Genomic DNA, 13,982 nt, shown 5'->3' on the forward strand with positions numbered 1-13,982 from the left:
GACACCTCCATCTTCCAAGACGTCCGGGATGACCTCAAATCGTAAAATCGCTCAATTTTTTTGTGACTGCCAAATTTTTCAACCGTACGTAGGTCGGTAGACCATCCTTATACGGCGGATAGTCCTCGCCCATAATGAGCGGCGCAAGGTACTCGCGGCATTTATCAGTGATGCCGAAGCCGTCCTGGCTGATGAAATCCTTGGGCATCATTTTTTCCACATTTGCCACACTGGACAGTTGCGCCATGCCGACTTTCCATTGATAGGGCGCATCAGAAAGGCGCTCGATGGTGGGCATTACAGAGTTATGGCCTTGGACGGCAAACTCAACGGCGGCCTTACCCATCGCATACGCCTGCTCAACATCGGTTTTGGACGCGATGTGACGCGCTGCGCGCTGAAGGTAATCCGCAACCCCCCAATGATATTTAAGGCCGAGGCCCTCCCTGACGATATTTGCGACGACAGGCGCAACACCACCCAGCTGGGCGTGGCCAAAGGCATCGCGTATTCCCTGATCGGAGAGAAACTTGCCATCTTCCCCTTTTACGCCTTCCGATACCACAACCGAGCAATAGCCGAATTTCTGGACATTACTGTTCACCTTGGCGAGAAATTTCGCTTTGTTAAACGGGATCTCGGGAAACAGGATGACGATCGGGATTTCGCGGTCGCTCGTCGATGCGAGGCCACCCGCGGCCGCAATCCAGCCGGCATGTCGTCCCATCACTTCCAGAACGAACACCTTGGTGGATGTTTTTGACATGCTGGCGACGTCAAAGCTGGCTTCGAGCGTCGAAACGGCAATATATTTCGCCACCGAGCCATATCCCGGGCAGCAGTCGGTGATCGGAAGGTCATTATCCACTGTTTTCGGCACATGGATGGCCTGTATGGGATAGCCCAGCGTGTCGGCGAGTTGCGATACCTTCAGGCAGGTATCCGCGGAATCACCCCCTCCGTTGTAAAAGAAATAGCCGATGTTATGCGCTTTAAATACCTCGATCAGGCGCTCGTACTCACGCCGGTTTTGCTCGAGACTTTTCAATTTGTAGCGGCACGAACCAAACGCGCCAGATGGCGTGTAGCGCAAAGCCCTGATGGCCTCGATCGAGTCCTTGCCGGTATCGATCAGATCTTCCGTCAAGGCGCCGATGATTCCGTTACGGCCCGCATATATTTCTCCTATCGTTTCCTTTTGCTGGCGGGCGGTTTCAATTAGTCCGGCGGCTGATGCGTTGATGACGGCGGTGACACCGCCCGACTGAGCATAAAAAGCATTTTTTGCTGCCATGTATCTCCCCCTTGATTTTTCGAATCTTTTGTCAAATCTCCAGTGCACGTGGCGACCGGCGCCTCTAGACGCGTCCCCACCGATCTGGCGCACCATAGTACACCAGCAGTGGACAATGATGCCGCTGCGGTATTGCTCGGTTCTCGGATTAAAGCGGCGGCGATACCGTAATGCGTAAGCCGCCAGGGATCTTGACTGAGGTTATTTCAGCGACGCGAAAATGGCGTCCCGGATATTTTCCACTGATCCAGCTCCCGCGATTTTCACATACTTGGGAGCTCCCCTTCCGCCATAAGCTGACCATTTCGCATAGTATTCTACCAATGGTTTAGTCTGGGCGTGATAGATTTCGAGCCGTTTTTTCACGGTTTCCTCTTTATCATCATCGCGCTGTACCAGCGGTTCGCCAGTCACGTCATCCCTATTATCGATTTTAGGCGGGTTGAACATGACATGATAGACGCGGCCCGAAGCCGGGTGCAGGCGCCGGCCGGACAACCGTCGGATGATCTCTTCATCGGACACGTCAATTTCGACGACGAAGTTGATGGGTACACCAGCGGCCTTCATTGCGTCCGCTTGAGGAATGGTGCGGGGAAAACCGTCGAACAGGAAGCCTTTATTGCAGTCCGGCTGGGCGATGCGGGCCTTGACCAGATTGATGATAATGTCATCAGGGACCAGCCCGCCGGCATCCATGATTTTCTTTGCCATGATTCCCAGCTCGGTGCCAGCCTGGACCGCCGAACGCAGCATATCGCCGGTGGAAATCTGTGGAATGCCGAACCGTTCCTTGATGTAATTGGCCTGTGTGCCCTTTCCCGCCCCTGGGCCGCCTAACAATATAATAATGATTGTTCCTCCTTTTTTTCTAAACTCCGATCGTCGCCGCGCCGGAAGAGGATGTTATTCGCCCTTTTGGGCGATGATTATAGCGCAGCCTGACTGATGTTGGATTGTTTACTCCGATTCACGATTTCAGCTTGTGCAACTGCTCCTTCAGTTTATCCAGCGTTGCGCCGAAACCGGCAAGCCGGCATTTTTCCTGCTCGACCACGTTGCCAGGGGCGCGCTTGAGGAAATTATTATTCGCAAGCTTCGTTTCCGCTTTAGCGATCTCCGCTTCTATCCTCGCGATTTCCCTCCCAAGGCGCTCGCGTTCGGCAGCGATATCCACTTCAATTTTCAGCATCAACCTGAATTCCCCTACGATCGCCACTGGGGCTTCGGCATCAGGTAATCCCTCTGGCATAATTTCGACACCCGAAAGCTTGGCTAAGGCCACCAGATAGGGAGAAAAATCGGAAAGTGTTTCCGAATCACCTGTTGCGAGCAACGGAACTCTTATTGCGGGGGACAGATTCATTTCCCCTCTCAACGCGCGGCAGGCAGTGACGATGTCCCTGAGCGCATGGATGCGGCCGAGTGTGTTTTCGTTGATTTTTGCCGGATTGGCCTGGGGATACGGTTGTAGCATAATGCTGACCCCTTCCACCCCGGCGAGCGGTGCGACTTTCTGCCAAAGTTCCTCGGTAATGAAAGGGATAATGGGATGGGCGAGTCGTAGGGCAGCTTCCAGCACCCGTGTTAGCGTGCGACGGGTTGCGCGTTGTACTGCGTCGTCTCCATTGCTCAACTGTACTTTCGCGAACTCAAGGTACCAGTCGCAATACTCATCCCAGACAAATTCATAAATTTGACGCGCCGCCAGGTCAAAGCGATAGTCGTGAAAAGCCTGCTCTACAGCGCTTTCCGCCACTTGCAGGCGGCTGACGATCCACCTGTCCGCATCAGAATAGGCAAATGGCTGCGAATCATTCAACCCAGTGTCGTTTCCTTCGCAGTTAATCAGCACATAGCGAGTGGCATTCCACAGCTTGTTGCAGAAATTCCGGTATCCTTCACAGCGCTGCATATCAAACTTGATGTCGCGGCCGTGAGAGGCGAGACTGGCGAAAGTAAAACGCAACGCGTCGGCGCCGAACGCAGGAATGCCCGCAGGGAAATGCTTGCGAGTGTTTTTTGCGATGGACTCGGCCTGTCTCGGATTCATCAGGCCCGTGGTCCGCTTGGCGACGAGATCCGGTAGCGTGATGCCATCGATCAGATCCAGGGGGTCCAGCACGTTACCTTTCGATTTGCTCATCTTGTGCCCTTCGGCGTCGCGTATGAGCCCCGTGATGTAAACTTCGCGGAAGGGAATTCTGCCGGTGAAATGCAGCGACATCATTACCATGCGCGCCACCCAGAAAAAGATGATATCGAAGCCGGTGATCAGAACCGAAGTGGGCAGGAAGGTCTTGAGTTCCGGTGTGTCGTCCGGCCATCCCAATGTGGAAAATGGCCACAGCGCGGACGAGAACCAGGTGTCGAGAACGTCTTCGTCCTGAATCAGGATGCGCTCACCTGCGAGCTGTTGCGCCTCATCCAGACTATGTGCAACAAAGATATTGTTATCTTCATCGTACCAGGCCGGAATGCGGTGACCCCACCACAATTGGCGCGAAATGCACCAGTCCTGTATGTTTTCGAGCCACTGGTCATAGACGTGACGCCAGTTTTCCGGGGTGAATTTGATATCCCCGTTTGCTACTGCCTCAAGCCCGCGCTTGGCCAGGCCCTCCATCGCCACATACCACTGATCGGTCAGCATCGGTTCGATTACCGTATGCGTCCGGTCGCCTCTGGGCACCATCAGTTTATGCGGTTTGGTATCTACCAGAAGCCCCTGATACTCCAGCTCCGAGACGATTTTTTTCCTGGCGTCGAAACGGTCCAGACCCTGATACTCGGTAGGTCCGCACTCGTTTATTTTTCCATCCAACGCGAGAATACTGAGCGGGACGAGCTTGTGCCGCTGGCCTATCTGATAGTCGTTAAAATCATGCGCCGGAGTTATTTTGACGCAGCCGGTCCCGAACTGTGGATCGACAAAGGCATCGGCAATCACTGGAATGCGCCGCTCGCATATCGGTAGCCGCACGTGGCGCCCGATCAGATGGCGGTAACGCGCGTCGTCTGGATGCACGGCGACAGCCACATCGCCAAGCATTGTTTCCGGACGGGTGGTGGCGACGATGAGTCCGCCTGGGCTTTCTTCATCCACATTCCTTCCGTCTTCTTTTTCAAATGGGTAAAGAATGTGCCAGAGAAATCCTTCTTCTTCTACCGAGACCACTTCCAGGTCAGAAACAGCGGTTTGCAATACCGGATCCCAGTTCACCAGCCGTTTCCCGCGGTATATCAGGCCTTCGCGATAAAGCCGCACGAAAACTTCGGTAACTGCCCGGGACAACCCCGGGTCCATGGTAAAACGCTCGCGCGACCAGTCGCACGAAGCGCCCATTCGTCTCATCTGGCGGCTGATGATGGAGCCGGACTCTTCCTTCCATTGCCACACGCGCTGCACGAACACCTCGCGTCCGAGATCCCGCCGGTCGATATCTTGCTGATCCAGTTGTCTCTCGACCACGATCTGGGTAGCGATTCCAGCATGATCCGTGCCGGGTTGCCATAGCGTATTATCGCCTCGCATCCGTTGATAACGGGTGAGCGCGTCCATTAACGTGTGCTGGAAAGCGTGGCCCATATGCAGCGTACCGGTTACGTTCGGCGGTGGCAGCATGATGCAGTAGGCAGGGGTTGTTTCACTTGTGTCGCCAGGCGTGGGTCTGAAAAAACCCGACGATTCCCAGTACGCATACCAACGGCTTTCGATTTGGCGGGGGTTAAAGCTTTTTTCGAGTTCCATGAACAGAAGCCGTAGTGGCAAAAATGGGCAATTATAACGGAAGGCGTCGGTACAACGCCGGCTGTTACCAAAAGCGGGAGGCTTCTATCCGACCATGACCTTCGTGTCCCGAAATGGGTTCCTCCTCGGGTCCGTAGCGCACGGGAACAAGTGGGCCTATTGATGCTATCGGTTGAAGGACTACGCTCCGGGCAGGATCAGAGGCCGAATAACTTTGACTCCAGTGCTTGAACCAGGGCCGCGCGTGCTCGCGCATCGAGGGCGGTGCCCGCATCCTTGAGCGCGGAGTCCACGATTTGGCCTATAAGGGATGTGATGCTGCTGCATGGTGCGAGCATTGCGGGCGCAAGATGCACCGTCTCGGTGAGAGTGGGAATGTTATCGGCTGCCGTTAACGGTACCTGTTCTGATCTTCGGCCCAAGACCGAATTCGACAGGAAGTCCGCTGCCGCGTTTGCATCAGTTCGAGCTGAAACGGATGATTTGCCTTGATGCCTGCTTAACAAGGTGTCCAGCTTACGCAAGATTTCGTCGTACTCGGCTTCTGACGCTGTTTTATCGCGGATATTTGTCATAATAGCCCCCGGAGCGTGGGAAAGAGTGGATAGGTAGGCGGGAGAGAAGTGGGAAGGAGCTGGAATTGTTTCTGAATCGTTGATTAAACGGTTCCCAGCTTGTGATGGCGGATCTCATATCCGCGATCCTGATAAAAGCGGTAGCGCTTTCTGGCTGCCTGTGTGTCTTCTGACGTTGTTCCGGTGATTTCAATCAAACGGTGAAAGCGGCTGAAGAAGGCGGGGGTATCAACGTCCAGGTTTAGCAATACCTCGTCATGTGGCAGCTTATTTGCGCTATGGCTGAGTATGACAGGCGTTACGTCGGCCAGTTTATCGTCAGCGCGGCAGTGGGGAACGAAATCCGTGGGAGCGAACGTCCACAGCAGTTTGTCAATCCGGTCCATCATCGCCGCGTCTGAGGTATAGATCAGTACTTTCAGGCCTTTGCGGATTGCCTTTGCAACGAGGCGGCAGGCGATGGGCAACCTGTCGCCGCCCGAATAGAAGTCTATTTCAGTCATTCCTCTTTAGGTCGGCCGGGGATGTTTTCAACGCCCGTCCGATAATGAATTGTGTCAGCAATGGTATTGGACGGCCGGTGGCGCCTTTTTCCTTGCCAGACTTCCACGCCGTACCCGCTATGTCGAGGTGAGCCCATCGATATTTCTTGGTGAAACGCGACAGGAAGCAAGCGGCGGTGATGGTGCCAGCCGCACGTCCGCCAATATTAGCCATATCGGCAAAATTACTCTTCAACTGCTCCTGATATTCATCCCATAACGGCAGGCGCCAGGCGGGATCTGCCGCCCGTTCCGCCGCACCCAGCAATTCTGCAGCCAGACCGTCGTCATTGCTGAGCAAACCCGATGCGACATGTCCCAGCGCAATGACGCAGGCACCGGTCAAGGTCGCAATATCAACGATCGCTTCTGGCTGATAGCGTTCGGCATAAGTCAGCGCATCGCAAAGGATCAGCCGTCCCTCGGCATCTGTGTTAAGAATTTCTATTGTCTGTCCCGACATGCTTGTGATCACGTCCCCCGGCCTTGTAGCATTCCCGCCAGGCATATTTTCAGTAGTCGGTATGATGCCGATCAGGTTTACGGGAAGCCCCAATTTCGCGACTGCCGTTAGGGTGCCTAACACACTGGCTGCGCCACACATGTCATACTTCATCTCGTCCATTTCCGCTGCGGGCTTCAGTGAAATACCGCCAGTATCAAAGGTGATGCCCTTGCCCACCAGTACAACCGGCTTTTCTTTCTCCGCGCCCCCCCAGTATTCCAATGCGATCAGCTTGGCAGGCTGGCGACTGCCGCGCGCCACCGCCAGCAATGCGCCCATCCCGAGTTTTTCCATGTCCTTCTGCTCCAGGACGGTAACCTTGAGCTTATGCGCTTTGGCAATGTCACGAGCCTGCTCCGCGAGGTAGGTCGGGGTGCAGAGGTTGGGCGCAAGGTTGCCCAGATCTTTGGCGAGCTTCATGCCATCCGCGATGGCGAGACCCTGTTGCAGTGCTTCCTCTCCAGCAGCCAACTCCGGTTGCAGCCCGTTTAGGACGCCGAGCGTGACTTTGCGCAGATGCGGTTTTTTCTCCTCGGCCTTGCTTTTAAGCTGATCAAAGCGGTAGATGCTTTCCATCGCCACGATTGCGGTCTGGCTGACTTTCCAGGCGATATCACGGTTATTTACCGACACGTCATTTAAGAACACTGCCGCGTCGGCGGCGCCCGTTCCGTTCAGAACCTTGAAAGCGGCCCGGATGGAATCTCGGTACTCCTTGTCGCCGAGTTCTTTTTCCTTGCCGAGTCCCACCAGCAATATTCGCTCGCACAGGGTGTTGGGCACCTTGTGCAGCATCAGTGTCGTACCCGCCTTCCCCTCCATGTCGCCGTTCCGCAACAGGGTGCTGATATACCCTTCGGCGAGCTTGTCCATCGCTTTTGCGGCGTCTGTCAATCGACGAGGCTCAAATATGCCCACGACTAGGCAGGCGCTGCGCTGTTTCTCGGGATTTACGCTTTTTATGCTGAATTTCACTGCGCGCTCCTTTGCATGGGTCTTGCCGGCGGATTGCCGAGGCCGGATAATGCGGGGATTATCGCCGGACTTCACGCATAAAGTCAAAGCGGACGGCGCGCTTCAACGCCGTTTACATGATCCCGTCGTGCTCGGGATTTGGATGCGCAACGGCGACTGCGAGGGCGACGCGGCTGACCAGAAAATACTGCCATGAGCAAACAAAAGCTTGTTCGAAAACCGGGAGCAACAGTTGATTTTCAGGCAAAACTTGCCGCGCCCTTTGCGGTTCTTGGTATCCGCATAGAGGAAGACTGGTTGACAGATATCGAGTATTTGCCCCTTGACACGCCTACGCTTGCACCCCGAACTTCTCTTGCCAGGGAGGTATGCAATCAATTGCAAGCGTATCTCGCTGATCCTGACTTTATATTCGATTTGTCTTTGCACATTGGCGGCACCGTACACCAGAAACGTGTATGGCGTGCGATTCAGGATATTCCCAGCGGTAAAACGTGCAGTTACGCCGATATCGCGACCCAACTCCACTCCGCGCCACGCGCGGTGGGACAGGCCTGTGGCGCCAACCGGCTTCCCATAGTCATTCCTTGCCATCGCGTGATTGCGAAAAGCGGTGGGCTCGGCGGTTTTATGAACGCAAGCGATGGTATGCCGCTCGACATCAAGCGCTGGCTGCTAAGCCATGAGCGCGGCTGAGCTCAACGCAGGCTTGCTGGATGCTTTTTCTGACGCTTTATGGCTGGAGGACGGCCTGTCCCGTAACACGCTCGAAAGCTATCGTAGCGATCTGGAGCAATTCGGGGCCTGGCTGACAAAACACAGGCATCAGGACAATGGTCTCATCACGGCAACCCATTCCGATCTGCTGGCCTTTATTGCATATAAGTTTTCCGCCAGGGTCAAGGCCAGCACGACGTGTCGCGAGCTTTCGAGTTTAAAGCGGTTCTATCGTTTCCTGTTGCGCGAAGGCAAAATTCAAGTCGATCCCAGCCTAAATATTGATGCGCCCAAGCTTCCCCGAAGCTTGCCTGCAAGCCTGACGGAAGCCGATATCGAGGGTCTTCTTAACGCGCCCGATATTCACGTTCCGTTGGGATTGCGCGATCGCGCCATGCTCGAGGTCCTTTATGCCAGCGGTTTACGGGTGTCCGAGCTGGTCAGTTTGGACAGCGCCCAGATTAGCCTGAACATGGGCATAATCAGAGTGATGGGCAAGGGTGGCAAAGAGCGCCTGACGCCCTTGGGCGAGGAGGCGCTGGAATGGGTTTCGCGGTACGTCACGGGGGTTCGTCGGATACTGCTTGGCGAGAGCTCGAGCAACGCGCTATTCATCACTTCCCGTGGTTCAGCCATGACACGCCAGGCTTTCTGGTATCTGATCAAACGCTACGCGCGCCAAGCGGGAATAGCCAAGCCGCTCTCCCCGCATACTTTGCGCCATGCCTTCGCAACTCACTTGCTTAACCATGGCGCCGACTTGCGAGTCGTGCAATTGTTGCTCGGGCACGCCGATATTTCCACGACGCAAATTTATACGCATGTGGCACGCGAGCGACTGAAACGGCTTCATGCTCTGCATCATCCGAGAGGGTGATGGTGCCGCATTTCGGGAGCGTGGGCGCGGAAGTAAACCTAGCTTTTACCTATAACGCCGCGGGCGGTTAACGCGAGCCCGTGGCAGCGAATGACAATCCCGAAAATATTGCAAGAACGCCGCGTGGAAATCTTTGTGGCAGAACCAAAGGAGGAGGGGCCTTCGGTGAGGCTGCCCTCGGTAACCTGTTGGGCTCGTCTAGGCATCCGTCTCCTTGTCCCGTACAGGGATGCGCCAGATAAATGCAGCCAGAATAATGCCAAGCACACCCAGCATGACCTTCTGCCAAAGGGTTGGCATCATCAGGATAGAACTGCTGAACGACAGCGCCAGCAGGAAATATACCCAGCGTTTCACTTGGCGCCGAATGCTGCGGTATTGAACCCAGTCGCGAATAATAGGACCCGCAATACGGTGGGCAAGAAGTTTCTCGTGAAAGTGTTTAGAACTGCGCGCAAAGCAAGCCGCGGCCAGCAGCACAAAAGGTGTGGTCGGTAGAATCGGCAGCAGTACACCCGCCGCAGCCAGTATCAGGGCCACAAACCCGGCGGCCAGATACACGGACCGGACGAAACGGGAATCGTGCAACTGTACCGCCTGTCTCTGCGAGCACTCTTTGCCTAACTCTTCGTTCAGGTGTTCCTGCATCGCATAATCCTGTTCAAGGTAAACTGATGCGAAGGCGACGTTTTACCCGCTTCAGTCTGGGTGTATGTAATCGATGGAATCCGACAGTAATAGCGCCAATGAAAAACTCATGCACGGGTTCTATGCGTATAATAGGAAATTACGAAAGCGAGTGATCAGCAAGTCTATACCGATATTTGGGCTGCCTGCAGCGCCAGGCGAGGAGCAGGGCTAGCTTAAACCAAGATCAGCAGATGCAGCCGGAAGTTTGCGCCATCAGATAAATGTTCGTATTCCTGCCCAACCATCCTGGGGCGAGAACGGATAGTTGGAATTGGATAATAAAGTCAAATTTGAGGTAAACGATGTCTCCTGTAAAAACACTGTTCAGTGCCTTTATATTAGGCGCCATTTTATTACCCCAGCTAGCATTTTCCCAAACCGGGCAAGGACAAGCCAGCGTGAATGAACTGATAAAGAAAGATACCAAAGTGGGAGCCGGAGAGGAAGCGACTGTCGGCAAGGCCGTGGAAGTTCATTACACCGGCTGGCTTTACGATCCGAATGCTCCTGATAAAAAGGGAACGAAGTTCGATAGTTCTCGCGATCGCGCGGCCCCCTTCTCATTTCTGCTGGGGGCGGGGCGCGTCATCAAAGGCTGGGACCGCGGTGTTGCCGGCATGAAAGTCGGGGGGCAGCGAACGTTAATCATTCCGCCCGAAATGGCATATGGCGCGCAAGGCGCGGGTAAGGTCATTCCTCCGAACGCCACGTTAATTTTTGACGTTGAACTCCTGGGCTTACGTCAGGGATCGACACACTGACGTTTTGTGTAAGGAATCCCTGGAGAACGTCGGAACAAAATCCTGCCCTAGATGGCGCTCGAGTTTCGGCGGTCAGCAGGGGATGCAGCCTTGCCGCGATCTGCGTTGTCGTGCTATAGCAGGACCAGCGAATGGAGTCGTCGCCTCCTGTCGTTTATTCCATCCCGCGAAATCTACTGTGCTCCCGCGTGGACTTACTTGTTAACATATTCAGAGGTCCCTCAACTTCGGCAATAAAGCCGACTCTCACCGCTCCGTCGAATAAGTGCACACAGCCTTAAATGCACGTTGACTTATCGACGTAAAGCATTCACAATTAGCAGTTTCGTTTGGAGGGGTTCCCGAGCGGTCAAAGGGATCAGACTGTAAATCTGACGGCTCTGCCTTCGAAGGTTCGAATCCTTCCCCCTCCACCAAATCAGGCGGCTGTAAAAATCGGCTCGGCCATGGCCAGGCTGCTGGTGGCCGCGAATGGGTTTAGATGAGAGGTGTGGTGCGACGCGCTTGATGGCTTTTCTGTGATGAGTTGGCGGATCGTCTCGATCCCGATCGTCAGATGATGCGGGTGTAGCTCAATGGTAGAGCAGAAGCCTTCCAAGCTTACGACGAGGGTTCGATTCCCTTCACCCGCTCCAGTTCGCCGAAGAAAAGCTGGGCTTGAAGTATTGGTAAGGTCAAAGTTGTTGCAACGTGTTGTTTAGGCAGAACGCTGCCCATGTAGCTCAGTGGCAGAGCACTCCCTTGGTAAGGGAGAGGTCGCCAGTTCAATCCTGGCCATGGGCTCCATAGGGCATCGATTAAAAACCTGGATAGAAAAAAGTGCTTTAAAAAAGGGGACCCATCATGGCAAAGAGTAAATTTGAGCGGACGAAGCCGCACGTGAACGTTGGGACGATTGGGCATGTGGATCATGGCAAGACCACATTGACGGCGGCGATCACGATGGTATTGGCGAAGAAATTTGGAGGCGAAGCGAAGAGTTACGCGCAGATTGACTCGGCTCCGGAAGAGAAGGCGCGCGGGATCACGATCAACACGGCGCACGTTGAGTATGAGACCACTGCACGGCATTACGCGCACGTTGACTGTCCTGGGCACGCCGACTATGTAAAGAACATGATTACTGGTGCAGCGCAGATGGACGGGGCGATTCTGGTGGTATCAGCTGCGGATGGGCCGATGCCGCAGACCCGGGAGCACATATTGCTTGCGCGCCAGGTTGGGGTTCCCTACATCGTGGTGTACATGAACAAAGCGGACATGGTTGACGATGCCGAGCTGCTAGAGCTGGTGGAGATGGAAGTTCGCGAACTGCTGTCCAAATACAACTTTCCCGGGGATGACACTCCGATTGTGATTGGTTCTGCGCTGAAGGCGCTGGAAGGCGACCAGAGCGACATAGGCGAGCCGTCCATATTCAAGCTGGCGGATGCGCTGGACAGTTACATACCGGAGCCGGTACGCGCGGTGGATGGTACCTTCCTGATGCCGGTGGAAGACGTATTTTCCATATCCGGGCGTGGCACGGTCGTGACTGGTCGGGTTGAGCGGGGTGTAGTCAAGGTTGGGGAAGAAATCGAGATCGTGGGACTGAGGCCTACGATCAAGACCGTGTGCACCGGGGTTGAAATGTTTCGGAAGCTGCTGGATCAGGGGCAGGCTGGCGACAACGTTGGGGTGTTGCTGCGCGGCACCAAGCGCGAGGAAGTCGAGCGCGGACAGGTTCTGGCCAAGCCGGGGAGCATTACCCCGCACACGAAGTTCAGCGCGGAGATTTACGTTCTAAGCAAAGAAGAAGGTGGGCGGCACACCCCGTTTTTCCAGGGTTACCGGCCGCAATTCTACTTTCGCACCACTGACGTGACAGGTGCGATTGAACTGCCGGCAGGGACTGAGATGGTGATGCCGGGAGACAATGTTTCGGTGACGGTGAACCTGATTGCCCCGATTGCGATGGAAGAAGGGCTGCGTTTTGCCATCCGCGAGGGTGGAAGAACAGTCGGCGCCGGCGTCGTGGCAAAGGTTATTGAATAAACGCGGACGCTCCCCGGGAATTGAATAATTTCTCATTCTTGATATTCGGTGAGTCTCCTGCTTTTCTATCTGCTGTCTATGCTGTCTCAAAGGAAATACAGGCCAGTAGCTCAATTGGCAGAGCGTCGGTCTCCAAAACCGAAGGTTGGGGGTTCGATGCCCTCCTGGCCTGCCAAGATAGAAAATGTCGTTGAATCACTTACTAGCCAGCGGAAGCTAAGCTTCATCAATTAACTACCATACGTTGCGTTGAATTATGGGCTGAGGGTTGTGCTTGCATGAATCAGTCCCTGCACCGCTTCATTTACTGAAAAAGCATTAAAGGCAGAGTGGGATAAAGCAGTGGATAAGATCAAGTTGGGATTCGCGCTACTGCTGTTGATTGCGGGTATTGCCGGTTTTTATTACCTGCGGGAAAGCGCGATGGTTCTTCGCGTAATCTCGGTGCTCTCGGGCATTGTTCTGGCGGTGGTGGTGGTCTGGTTTACTTCTCCGGGAAAACAGTTTTATGCATTTGCCAGGGAATCATCTGACGAAACCCGAAAGGTGGTATGGCCGAGCCGCAAGGAGACACTGCAGACCACCGGCATCGTGTTTGCATTTGTTCTGGTGATGGCCATTTTTTTATGGATGGTCGATGCGGGATTATTGCTGGCAGTGAGGTATCTCATGGGACAGGAGGGGTGATGGAGAAGAAATGGTTTGTGGTTCACGCCTACTCCGGATTCGAAAAGAGCGTGCAGCGCGCGCTGAAGGAACGAATCAATCGCGCCGGAATGCAGGACAAGTTCGGGCAGATACTGGTTCCAGTTGAAGAAGTAATTGAAATGAAAGGTGGTCAGAAGAATCTTAGCGAGCGCAAGTTTTTTCCCGGTTATGTTCTGGTCGAAATGGAGATGACCGACGAAACTTGGCATTTGGTAAAAAACACCGCTAAGGTCACCGGCTTTATTGGTGGTTCGGCTACAAAGCCGACCCCGATCAGCGAGAAGGAAGTGCAGAATATTCTCCACCAGATACAGGAGGGGGTGGAGAAGCCCAAACCGAAGGTTCTTTTCGAGGCGGGCGAGGCTGTCCGGGTCAAGGAGGGTCCATTCACGGACTTTCATGGCAATGTGGAAGATGTCAATTATGACAAAAGCAAGATCAGGGTGTCGGTTTCCATTTTTGGCCGCCCCACCCCTGTGGAACTGGATTTTAGCCAGGTCGAAAAAGCTTGAAGGATAGAGGCGGGACCTTTTCAGTGTTGCGGGTCCCGTGT

The 13,982-nt window shown here is 54.5% G+C and carries 13 protein-coding genes and 4 tRNA genes; 10 read left to right on the forward strand and 7 right to left on the reverse strand.

The features are described 5' to 3' along the window. Positions 1-34 precede the first annotated feature (34 nt). The 6 genes from BM022_RS10240 to BM022_RS10265 form a co-directional block, all read right to left on the reverse strand. Entirely contained in the window at positions 35-1,294 is a 1,260-nt protein-coding gene (locus BM022_RS10240; protein WP_091139047.1) for a 6-phosphofructokinase, read from the reverse strand. Positions 1,295-1,495: 201 nt separating this feature from the next. Next, positions 1,496-2,149, reverse strand: a complete 654-nt coding sequence (gene adk / locus BM022_RS10245) for an adenylate kinase (protein WP_091139048.1) — start codon at positions 2,147-2,149, stop codon at positions 1,496-1,498. A gap of 115 nt (positions 2,150-2,264) precedes the next feature. Further along, complete coding sequence (locus BM022_RS10250; RefSeq protein WP_091139050.1) at positions 2,265-5,045, reverse strand: valine--tRNA ligase; 2,781 nt, start codon at positions 5,043-5,045, stop codon at positions 2,265-2,267. Positions 5,046-5,242: 197 nt separating this feature from the next. Continuing rightward, complete coding sequence (locus tag BM022_RS10255; protein WP_091139051.1) at positions 5,243-5,620, reverse strand: hypothetical protein; 378 nt, start codon at positions 5,618-5,620, stop codon at positions 5,243-5,245. Between the two features lie 83 nt (positions 5,621-5,703). Next, positions 5,704-6,123: a DNA polymerase III subunit chi gene (locus BM022_RS10260; RefSeq protein ID WP_091139053.1), complete on the reverse strand. Its 420-nt coding sequence runs from the start codon at positions 6,121-6,123 to the stop codon at positions 5,704-5,706. After that, the gene (locus BM022_RS10265) at positions 6,116-7,642 is read right to left on the reverse strand and encodes a leucyl aminopeptidase (RefSeq protein WP_091139055.1); all 1,527 of its coding nucleotides are present in this window, start codon (positions 7,640-7,642) and stop codon (positions 6,116-6,118) included. The genes BM022_RS10260 and BM022_RS10265 overlap by 8 nt, the downstream gene beginning before the upstream one ends. A gap of 192 nt (positions 7,643-7,834) precedes the next feature. Between BM022_RS10265 and BM022_RS10270 the strand changes: the two genes are divergently transcribed. Continuing rightward, the gene (locus tag BM022_RS10270; protein WP_091139056.1) at positions 7,835-8,338 is read left to right on the forward strand and encodes a methylated-DNA--[protein]-cysteine S-methyltransferase; all 504 of its coding nucleotides are present in this window, start codon (positions 7,835-7,837) and stop codon (positions 8,336-8,338) included. Beyond that, the gene (gene xerD, locus BM022_RS10275; RefSeq protein ID WP_091139058.1) at positions 8,325-9,236 is read left to right on the forward strand and encodes a site-specific tyrosine recombinase XerD; all 912 of its coding nucleotides are present in this window, start codon (positions 8,325-8,327) and stop codon (positions 9,234-9,236) included. Before BM022_RS10270 ends, xerD begins: the two co-directional genes overlap by 14 nt. A gap of 198 nt (positions 9,237-9,434) precedes the next feature. Here the strand turns inward: xerD and BM022_RS10280 are convergent, their stop codons facing one another. Then, the gene (locus BM022_RS10280) at positions 9,435-9,884 is read right to left on the reverse strand and encodes a YbaN family protein (RefSeq protein ID WP_091139059.1); all 450 of its coding nucleotides are present in this window, start codon (positions 9,882-9,884) and stop codon (positions 9,435-9,437) included. Positions 9,885-10,228: 344 nt separating this feature from the next. Between BM022_RS10280 and BM022_RS10285 the strand changes: the two genes are divergently transcribed. From BM022_RS10285 to nusG, 8 genes are all read left to right on the forward strand, one after another. Then, complete coding sequence (locus tag BM022_RS10285; RefSeq protein ID WP_091139061.1) at positions 10,229-10,687, forward strand: FKBP-type peptidyl-prolyl cis-trans isomerase; 459 nt, start codon at positions 10,229-10,231, stop codon at positions 10,685-10,687. 331 nt (positions 10,688-11,018) lie between these two features. After that, positions 11,019-11,103, forward strand: a tRNA-Tyr gene (locus BM022_RS10290). Between the two features lie 145 nt (positions 11,104-11,248). Continuing rightward, positions 11,249-11,322, forward strand: a tRNA-Gly gene (locus BM022_RS10295). Positions 11,323-11,398: 76 nt separating this feature from the next. Then, a tRNA-Thr gene (locus tag BM022_RS10300) sits at positions 11,399-11,473 on the forward strand. A gap of 57 nt (positions 11,474-11,530) precedes the next feature. Beyond that, entirely contained in the window at positions 11,531-12,721 is a 1,191-nt protein-coding gene (gene tuf, locus BM022_RS10305; protein WP_091139063.1) for an elongation factor Tu, read from the forward strand. A gap of 99 nt (positions 12,722-12,820) precedes the next feature. Further along, positions 12,821-12,896: transfer RNA gene (locus tag BM022_RS10310), tRNA-Trp, on the forward strand. Positions 12,897-13,063: 167 nt separating this feature from the next. Next, complete coding sequence (gene secE, locus BM022_RS10315) at positions 13,064-13,408, forward strand: preprotein translocase subunit SecE (RefSeq protein ID WP_091139065.1); 345 nt, start codon at positions 13,064-13,066, stop codon at positions 13,406-13,408. Beyond that, positions 13,408-13,941 carry a transcription termination/antitermination protein NusG gene (nusG, locus tag BM022_RS10320; protein WP_091139066.1) on the forward strand — a complete coding sequence of 178 codons (534 nt, stop codon included), beginning with the start codon at positions 13,408-13,410 and terminating at the stop codon, positions 13,939-13,941. The genes secE and nusG overlap by 1 nt, the downstream gene beginning before the upstream one ends. The last annotated feature ends 41 nt before the right edge of the window (positions 13,942-13,982 follow it).

The sequence above is a fragment of the Nitrosospira sp. Nsp14 genome (assembly GCF_900113575.1).
GTDB lineage: Bacteria > Pseudomonadota > Gammaproteobacteria > Burkholderiales > Nitrosomonadaceae > Nitrosospira.

Bases quoted from the DNA above. Each gene is read 5' to 3' on its own strand.
- BM022_RS10240 (WP_091139047.1), bottom strand. From the start codon at position 1,294: ATGGCAGCAAAAAATGCTTTTTATGCTCAGTCGGGCGGTGTCACCGCC.
- BM022_RS10250 (WP_091139050.1), bottom strand. From the start codon at position 5,045: ATGGAACTCGAAAAAAGCTTTAACCCCCGCCAAATCGAAAGCCGTTGG.
- BM022_RS10255 (WP_091139051.1), bottom strand. From the start codon at position 5,620: ATGACAAATATCCGCGATAAAACAGCGTCAGAAGCCGAGTACGACGAA.
- BM022_RS10260 (WP_091139053.1), bottom strand. From the start codon at position 6,123: ATGACTGAAATAGACTTCTATTCGGGCGGCGACAGGTTGCCCATCGCC.
- BM022_RS10270 (WP_091139056.1), top strand. From the start codon at position 7,835: ATGAGCAAACAAAAGCTTGTTCGAAAACCGGGAGCAACAGTTGATTTT.
- xerD (WP_091139058.1), top strand. From the start codon at position 8,325: ATGAGCGCGGCTGAGCTCAACGCAGGCTTGCTGGATGCTTTTTCTGAC.
- BM022_RS10280 (WP_091139059.1), bottom strand. From the start codon at position 9,884: ATGCAGGAACACCTGAACGAAGAGTTAGGCAAAGAGTGCTCGCAGAGA.
- BM022_RS10285 (WP_091139061.1), top strand. From the start codon at position 10,229: ATGTCTCCTGTAAAAACACTGTTCAGTGCCTTTATATTAGGCGCCATT.
- tuf (WP_091139063.1), top strand. From the start codon at position 11,531: ATGGCAAAGAGTAAATTTGAGCGGACGAAGCCGCACGTGAACGTTGGG.
- nusG (WP_091139066.1), top strand. From the start codon at position 13,408: ATGGAGAAGAAATGGTTTGTGGTTCACGCCTACTCCGGATTCGAAAAG.